This is a genomic window from Streptomyces sp. H27-H5 (assembly GCF_026627505.1).
GTDB lineage: Bacteria > Actinomycetota > Actinomycetes > Streptomycetales > Streptomycetaceae > Streptomyces.
Map to the genome: position 1 here is coordinate 116,043 of NZ_JAPNLK010000016.1, position 8,288 is coordinate 124,330.

General features: G+C 71.8%; 7 protein-coding genes and 1 pseudogene. 5 read left to right on the forward strand and 3 right to left on the reverse strand.

The genetic code is table 11. The features are described 5' to 3' along the window. The first annotated feature begins 32 nt into the window (after window positions 1-32). The 3 genes from OTB19_RS10735 (at window position 33) to OTB19_RS10745 (ending at window position 3,035) form a co-directional block, all read left to right on the forward strand. Entirely contained in the window at window positions 33-854 is an 822-nt protein-coding gene (locus tag OTB19_RS10735) for a YceI family protein (protein WP_267797821.1), read from the forward strand. A 161-nt stretch (window positions 855-1,015) separates the two neighbouring features. Further along, window positions 1,016-1,489 (forward strand): hypothetical protein, encoded by a 474-nt coding sequence (locus tag OTB19_RS10740; RefSeq protein ID WP_267797822.1) that lies wholly within the window; start codon window positions 1,016-1,018, stop codon window positions 1,487-1,489. A gap of 106 nt (window positions 1,490-1,595) precedes the next feature. Continuing rightward, on the forward strand, window positions 1,596-3,035 hold the full coding sequence (locus OTB19_RS10745; protein ID WP_267797823.1) for a DUF2252 domain-containing protein: 1,440 nt from the start codon (window positions 1,596-1,598) through the stop codon (window positions 3,033-3,035). Between the two features lie 110 nt (window positions 3,036-3,145). Here OTB19_RS10745 and OTB19_RS10750 read toward each other — a convergent pair whose 3' ends face one another. After that, window positions 3,146-3,616: a Dps family protein gene (locus OTB19_RS10750; protein ID WP_267797824.1), complete on the reverse strand. Its 471-nt coding sequence runs from the start codon at window positions 3,614-3,616 to the stop codon at window positions 3,146-3,148. A 272-nt stretch (window positions 3,617-3,888) separates the two neighbouring features. Here OTB19_RS10750 and OTB19_RS10755 point away from each other — a divergent pair, with 272 nt between their 5' ends. Then, window positions 3,889-5,268: a mycothione reductase gene (locus tag OTB19_RS10755; RefSeq protein ID WP_267797825.1), complete on the forward strand. Its 1,380-nt coding sequence runs from the start codon at window positions 3,889-3,891 to the stop codon at window positions 5,266-5,268. Between the two features lie 323 nt (window positions 5,269-5,591). Continuing rightward, a complete protein-coding gene (locus OTB19_RS10760; protein ID WP_267797826.1) occupies window positions 5,592-7,076 on the forward strand; it encodes a cellulose binding domain-containing protein in 1,485 nt (494 codons plus the stop codon). Window positions 7,077-7,460: 384 nt separating this feature from the next. On the opposite strand, the pseudogene OTB19_RS43585 reads toward OTB19_RS10760, so the two are convergent. Beyond that, window positions 7,461-7,855, reverse strand: a pseudogene (locus OTB19_RS43585) (AraC family transcriptional regulator ligand-binding domain-containing protein); the annotation flags it as partial. Beyond that, a complete protein-coding gene (locus tag OTB19_RS10765) occupies window positions 7,744-7,992 on the reverse strand; it encodes a hypothetical protein (protein ID WP_267797827.1) in 249 nt (82 codons plus the stop codon). The pseudogene OTB19_RS43585 and the gene OTB19_RS10765, both read right to left, overlap by 112 nt. Between the last annotated feature and the right edge of the window lie 296 nt (window positions 7,993-8,288).

Sequence of the window (8,288 nt, forward strand, 5' to 3'; positions counted from 1 at the left end):
GATCTCGACATGCTTGGCAGGGAGAAAACGGGATGGGACTGACCGCACGGATCCTCACGCGCGACGGATGGGCCGTGTCGCACGCGGTCGTCACGGTGACCGACATGACGGGCACGCAGGTGGTCCGCGCCGAGGCCGACGCCGACGGAGCCGTACGCGACACGACCGCGCTCGCACCGGGGGCGTACACCGTCATAGTCACCGCGGTCGGCTACGCGCCCAGCGCGTCGAGCGCGATCGTCACGGCCGGCGGACGCACCGAGGTCGGCAAGGTCGTCCTCGCCCGTCAGGGGGGTACCGAGCTGCCGCCGCCCGGGCCGTGGACGATCGACCCGGCGCACTCCTCCGTGGGCGCCGTCGCACAGCACCTGGGCATCTCCAGCGTGCACGGGCGGTTCACCGAGTTCACCGGCCGGATCGAGATCTCCCCGGACGCGGTGTCCGCGTCCCGTGTGGAGGCGAGGATCGGCGCGGCGTCCATCGACACGGGCAACGACCTGCGCGACGGCCACCTGAAGTCGCCGGACTTCCTGGACGTGGAGACGTACCCGGAACTCTCCTACCGCTCGACGGGTCTGACGCCCGCCGGGTCCGACCGCTGGACCGTGCACGGCGAGCTGACGATGCGCGGCGTCGTACGGCCCGTGGACCTGGACCTCGCCTACCTGGGCACCGGCGCCGACCCGTGGGGCGGCACGCGCGCCGCGTTCCGCGCCACCGCGGATCTTTACCGCGAGGACTTCGCGATGAACTACAACCAGGTGGTGCGGGCGGGCATCGCCGCCATCGGGACGACGCTGAAGGTGGAGCTGGACATCCAGGCGGTACAGGGCGAGTCGCTGCCGCAGGCGTAGGACGCGACGCCCGCCGGCTCCGGGGGACCGTCGCGCCCCCGGTGGGCCCGCGTCCGGGCGGGTCGGGCGCGCAGCGGGTGCGCGGTACGTCCGGATGGGGGAAGCTGATCAGGGCTACGGCAGTACACCGATGTCGGGACGGCCCGGTCAAGGAGGGTCTTGTGGTCACTTCAGGAGACGGCGGGCTCACTCCCGCAACGCCCCGGGCCGGGGTCAGGACGGCCACCCTGCTGTGCGCGGCCGCCGCCCTCGTGGCCGGCGCCGTGCCCGCTTCCGCGCAGACGCGCGCCGCACCGGAACCCCTCGTGGTGCTCGACTGTTCCAACGAGGCCCAGGTGCGACCCGAGGACTACCTGCTGGCGTGCGGCGACGGGAACAGCCGCCTCGTGCGACTCGACTGGGAGTCCTGGGGCCCGAAGACCGCCACGGCCACCGGCACCAACATGGTGAACGACTGCCGCCCCTACTGCGCGGCCGGTCGGTTCCACCCCCACCCGGTGACCGTGACCTTCAGCAATCCGAAGCCGTGGCCCGCGCACCCCGAGGTCCAGCGGTTCACGACGGTCCGGCTGCTCTACACCGACACCGTGCCCTCCCCCATCCCCAAGGACGTCACGTACAAGCTCTTCTACTGAGCGGAGCCGACGGCGCCACCGGAGGCACCCGGGCACGGAGCCATTGTCGGAGCGCCGCGCCCGTACGGGGAGACGGCGGCCCGGAGGCGGCCTGGAGGTTCACAGGATGACGAAGCGTAAGGCGACCTCGAAGACGACCTCCAAGACGCCCGGTGCCGGGCCGCCGCTCTCCGCCGACGAACGCGTCGCCCTCGGACGGGCCGCACGACGGCGGACACCCCGTTCCGCACACGGCGAGTTCGACGCGTCCGCGGACCGGACGGACCCGATCGACGTGATCGAGCGGCAGTCGGCGACCCGGGTGCAGGAACTCGTGCCGCTCCGCTACGGACGGATGGCTCAGTCGCCGTTCCGCTTCTACCGCGGTGCGGCAGCCATCATGGCGGGCGACCTGGCCCGCACTCCGGAATCTGGCATCCGCGTCCAACTCTGCGGCGACGCACACCTGTTGAACTTCCGCCTGCTGGGCTCCCCGGAGCGGAACCTGCTCTTCGACATCAATGACTTCGACGAGACGCTGCCCGGCCCGTGGGAGTGGGACGTCAAGCGGTTGGCCGTCAGCCTGGTCATCGCCGCGCGGGAGAACTCCTTCACCGACGACGAGTGCGCGGCGATCGTACGGGCCGGGGTGCGGTCCTACCGCGAGCAGATGCGCCGCTTCGCCGCCATGCGCACCCTCGACGTCTGGTATGCGCGGGTCGACGAGGCGCAGCTCCAGGCCGTGGCGGCCGGTGCACTGCACACGCGCGGTCGCAAGCGCGTCTCCGCGGAGCTGACGAAGGCGCGGGGACGCGACAGCATGCGGGCCTTCGAGAAGCTCACCGAGGTCGTCGGGGGCGAGCGCCGGTTCGCCGCCGCCCCACGACTGATCACACCGATCTCCGAGCTGATCCAGGACAAGGAACGCGCCGCGCTCGAAGACGAGATCCGCGGCCTGGTCAAGGAGTACGGGAACAGCCTCACGCCCGACCGGCGCCACCTGCTGGAGCAGTTCCGCGTCGTGGACATGGCGCGCAAGGTGGTCGGTGTCGGCAGTGTCGGCATGAGGTGTTGGGTCGTGCTGTTGTTGGGCCGGGACGACGAGGACCCGCTCATCCTCCAGGCCAAGGAGGCGGGCGAATCGGTGCTCGCCGCGCACGCCGGTGGGAGCGAGTTCGCCACGCAGGGCGAACGCGTCGTCGCCGGGCAGCGGCTGATGCAGGCGGCCGGGGACATCTTCCTGGGCTGGCAGCAGGTCCACGGCATGGACGGCCGGCGCCGGGACTTCTACGTGCGCCAGTTGCTGGACTGGAAGGGAATCGTGGACCCGTCGCAGATGGTGCCGCGCGGCATGAAGGTCTTCGCCGAGTTGTGTGGTGTCACCCTGGCGCGGGCGCACGCCCGCTCCGGCGACCGGATCGCCATCGGCGCGTACCTGGGCCGGCGCGACGTCTTCGACCGTGCGGTCCTGCGCTTCGCGGAAAGCTACGCCGACCTGAACGAGCGCGACCACACCCACCTCACGGAAGCGATCGCCGCGGGCCGCGTCTCGGCCGTGTCGGCGTGACCGGCCCGTCGTCCCCCTGATGCGTCTGATGCGAGACGAGCCCCGGCCGGGATGTCCCCGGGCCGGGGCTCGGTCTGAGAACCGGGACGGCGCCGAACGCGCCGGACCCGTCAGGCGCTTTCGGCCTGGAACATCCAGTGGTGCTTCTCCAGGTCGCCGGTCAGGCCGATGAGGATGTCCTGGGTGATCGGGTCGGCCTCGCCCGTGGCCTGGATGCGCTCGCGCATCCGGGTGACCACCGCGGCCAGCGCGTCCACGAGGATCTTCACCGCCTCGGCGTCCTTGATCCACCCGCCCTGTACGCCGGCGATGCCGCTGGACGACGACACGGTCGCCGCCCGTCCGTCCGGGGTCACGCCGAGGGCGGAGGCACGCTCGGCCACCACGTCGGAGTGAGTGCGGGCCGAGACGACCACATCGTCGAGCTGGAGGTGAACGGAGCGGAAGCGGGGGCCCACCACGTTCCAGTGCACCTGCTTGGCGACCAGGGCCAGGTCGACCAGATCCACCAGCGCGCCTTGCAGGGCTTCGCCGACGGTCTTCAGGTCGGCAGCCGGGAGGGCACTCTTCACGACGGACACGGGGTTCTCCATTCGCAACGCGGTCGGTGGTCGTCCCGAATCGCCTCGGCTGACGCCTCGGGTGACATCCGGGGATTCTTCCACCGATGAGTTCGATTACCAGATGAAATGCCGCCTACCCCACCCACACGCATCAAAACGGTCCACTTCGGGGGACCGAATGGGCCCATCCCCGACGAGCACGGGAGGGCGGCTCGCCCGATCGTCGTCCGGTCACACCCCGCGGAGCGGGGTGTCCTCCAGACGGCGCGTGCCCCTCGTACGCTGGAGCGATGCGTCATCACGATCTGATTGTCATCGGTGCGGGATCCGGCAACGCGGTCGTCGACGAGTCGTTCGCCGACCTCGACGTGGCCATCGTCGAGGAGAAGTGGTTCGGCGGGACCTGTCTGAACGCCGGATGCATTCCGAGCAAGATGCTCGCCTACACCGCCCATGTGGCCCGCACCGTGCTCGGCGCGGACACCTACGACGTGGACGCGCGACTGCGCGCCGTGCGCTGGCGGGAGGTGCGCGACCGGGTGTTCGGGCGACTGGACGCGGAACGCGCGCAGGGGCGGCAGGGGCGCCTCGACGCGGCGAACGTGACGGTGTACGAGGGCACGGCCCGCTTCAACGGCCCCCGTCGACTGCGCATCGACCTGGACGGCGGCCCCGTGGATGTTTCCGCCGGGCAGATCGTCGTCGCGGCCGGCAGTCGCCCGGCGGTACCGCCCGTGGTGGTCGAGTCGGGGGTGCCGTACGAGACGTCGGACACCATCATGCGGATCGACGCGCCGCCCGGTCGACTGGCCGTGCTGGGCGGCGGGTACATCGCCGCCGAGCTCGCCGAGGTCTTCCACGCGACGGGGACCGAGATCACGGTCGTGGAGACCGAGCCGTACCTGCTGGGCCCGCAGGACGAAACGGTCGCCGAGCGTTTCACCGACCTCGCCCGCGCCCGGTACGACCTGCGGCTCGGGCGCGAACTCACGGCCGCCGGCGGGGAGGCGGGCGCGTTGACCCTGACCCTCGACGACGGGTCGACCTTCGAGGCGGACATGCTGCTGGTGGCCGCCGGGCGGATCCCCAACGGCGACCGCCTGGAACTCGGCGCGGCCGGCATCCGCACCCACGATGACGGCCGCATCGTGGTGGACGAGCATCAACACACCACCGCCGAAGGGGTGTTCGCGCTCGGCGATGTTTGCACGCCGGTACCGCTCAAGCACGTGGCCAACCGGGAGGCCGAGGTCATCTCGCACAACCTCCGTCATCCGGACGACCTCATCGGCGCCGACCACGACCTCGTGCCGTCCGCCGTCTTCACCCGCCCCGAGATCGCCTCGATCGGCGCGACGGAGGAGGAATGCCGCGACTGCGGGGGCGACTTCCTCGTCGGCACGGCCTCCTACGCGGACGTGGCGTACGGCTGGGCCATGGAGGACACCACCGGTTTCTGCAAGGTGCTCGCCGAGCCCGGCACCGGGCGCGTGCTCGGCGCGCACATCATGGGGCCGCAGGCCGCCATCCTGATCCAGCCCCTCGTACTGGCCATGACGCGCGGGATCGACGCGCTCTCGCTCGCCAAGGAGCCGTACTGGATCCACCCGGCCCTCACCGAGGTCGTCGAGAACGCCCTCCTCGACCTCGGCCTCGACGGCGACGCCTGACCCCGGTCCCGATCCCGATCCCTCCGTCTGACCGGACTACGTCTGACTCGACCCCGTCCCGCCCGGGACGCACCCCCCACGGTCCCGTTCCTCAGCCCCCTCTTACCCCCGCCTTAAGCGGAACCTAAGAGTCACGGCCACCGCCCCGAATCGAACCGCTGTCCGTTTCGGGGCGGCTAGCGTGCTGCCGCACCCCCGATTTCCGGCACCCCCGATGTCCGGCAACTCGGAACACCAGCACCTCGGACGTCTGGCACCCCGGTTTCCACGCACCTCGGATCCCCGGTGACCCGGATTCCCGGCAACTCAGAGGCAGGCACGCGATGGGCAGCACGATCGGCCACCGGCGCAGGACGAGCAAGACGGCGAAGGCGACAGGCGCGATCGCGGCCGCGGCGGTGATCGCCGGCGCCGCGTTCGCGTTCACCGGGACCGCGCAGGCCGCCGCCGTCGGAGCCGTCTACACCAAGTCCAGTTCCTGGACAAGCGGTTACACCGGCCAGTACGTGATCACCAACAACACCGCGCAGGCGCAGGCCGATTGGACCCTCCGGTTCGACCTGCCCGCCGGCACGAGGATCGACTCCCTGTGGAACGGCACGCACACGGTGGACGGTCAGCACGTCACCGTCAAGCCCGCGAGCTGGAACAAGCAGCTCGCGGCCGGTGCCTCCGTCACGGTGGGCTTCGTGGCGAGCGGGACCGGCGCCCCCGGGAACCCGACGGCCTGCCTGATCAACGGCGTGAAGTGCTCCGTGGACCAGGGGGCGACGCCCCCGCCCGGGGGACGTCCCACCCCGACGGCGAGCGCGAGTGCGACCGCCCCCGTCACCTCGGCGCCCTCCACCCGGCCCACGCCGACCGCGACAGCCACCTCGACCCCCACTCCCCCGCCGGTCACCGGCGCCCCGGCCGGAGGGGCGCGCTTCGCGCCGTACGTGGACACCTCGCTCTACCCGGCCTACGACCTGGTCGACACCGCCACCAAGACCGGGGTGAACGAGTTCCACCTCGCCTTCATCACCTCCGGTGGCAGCTGCGCGCCGCTGTGGGGCGGTGTCACGGACCTCGCGAGCGACAAGGTCGCCGCGCAGATCGGCGCGCTGCGGGCCAAGGGCGGTGACGTCCGGGTCTCCTTCGGCGGCGCCGCCGGGCACGAACTGGCCCTGAACTGTGCGACGGCGGACGCGCTGGCCGCCGCGTACGGCAAGGTCATCGACCAGTACCGCCTGACCAAGGTGGACTTCGACATCGAGGGCGCCGCGCTGCCCGACACCGCGGCCAACGCGCGCCGCGGCCAGGCCATCGCCGCGCTCCAGAAATCGCACCCGGGGCTGGACGTCGCGTTCACCCTGCCGGTGATGCCGGAGGGGCTCACCCAGCCCGGCGTCGCCCTGTTGGCCGACGCGAAGCGGGCCGGCGTACGCGTCGACGGCGTCAACATCATGGCGATGGACTACGGGCCCGCGTACGGCGGCGACATGGGTCAGTACGCCGTCCAGGCCGCGACGGCCACGCAGGCCCAGATCAAGGGAGTGCTCGGGCTCACCGACGCGGCCGCCTGGAAGGCGGTCGCCGTCACACCCATGATCGGTGTCAACGACGTGGCCGGCGAGGTCTTCACCGTCTCGGACGCGACGCAGCTCGTGGACTTCGCGAAGTCGAAGGGCATCGGCCGGTTGGCGATGTGGTCCGCGACGCGGGACCGCCAGTGCGGGCAGGGCGCCGTGGACCACGCCGATCCGACGTGCAGTTCGATCCTCCAGCAGCCGCTGGCCTTCACGAAGGCGTTCGGCGCGCTCCGCTAGCCCGTCACCCGTCGCCCGCCCGTACCCCGTACGCCCGTCGGCACGGCACGAACGCGAGAGCAGCCGCCGGGCCCGTGCGTGGCGGGCCGCGTCGAGGAGTGCCCTCCAGGAGGTGCCCTCCTCCTGGAGGGCCCGGCGCAGGGTCCGGGCGCTGAGGTTGAGTTCCCGGCCCGGGTCGGCGGGGCCGGTGCCGTCGAGCGGGGCGTGTTCGAGCCACTGGCGCACCCGCTCCCCGATCGTCACGGCCTTGGACAGTTCGTGCAGCAGCCGGTCGGCGTAGGCCCGGTGCAGGGCGCCCAGTTCCGGGTCGGAGGGGGCGCGGCGCCGGTCGAGGTCCTCGTTGCCCACCGTGATCGCGTTCTCGGGGGCGTCGAAGGTGACCGGGCAGCCGAGGACACGGGTGTACGGCTCCGGGGAGCCGGCGCGCGGGTGGGTGAACGACACGGACAGGGTGCCCAGTCGTCTCCGGCGACCCAGCGGGCGGCCCTGACCATGCCGGTGAGGATCGCCTCCACCTGCTGGGGATGCATGGTCGCGGGATCCACGGTCGGCCGGTAGCGGATGCGGGTCCGGTCATCGCCCCGGTGCAGGGTGACCGTGCCGGCCTGGCTGACCAGCGGGTGGTAGCGCGCCGCGGCGTCGGCGGCGTCGGCGAGGCTCGCGCAGGTCAGGACCACGTGGCCGAGGACGTGCAGGCTCCCCGGCCGGGCCGGATCCGGTCCCCGACCAGCAGCCCGGTGTGGGGGTTGGCGCCCTCGGTGCCCATCACCGTCGCCCACAGGTCGCGCATCTCGGTGAACCCCAGCCGGTCCTTGGGCGAGTTCCAGGCACCGGGCTCGTCGGCGCCGTTCGTGGTGGCGCTCAGGACCGCGCGGGCGTAGCACGCGGCGACGGTGGAGGGCTCGATGCCGGACATGGCCGTCAGTCAATGCGGGGGCGCGGCTCCCGTCAACCGGCCGTGACGGTCCGGACACCGCCGGGCCCACGCCCGGTGTCGGCCGCTGAAGGTCCGGCGTCGGTCCGGCGTCGGTCCGGGAAGTCAACGAGCCGGCCACCGCGGTCAATGACCGGGGTCCGCGGGCGCTCTTAGTGGTCTGCGTCGTAAATCCTTCGGGGGTTGACGTCGGGCTTGGCGTGCGCTTGCCCGTGTCAGGTGTCGAGACCGGTGAGGTGGAGGTGGCAGGCGGTGTCGAGTGCGTCCTCGGGGGTGCC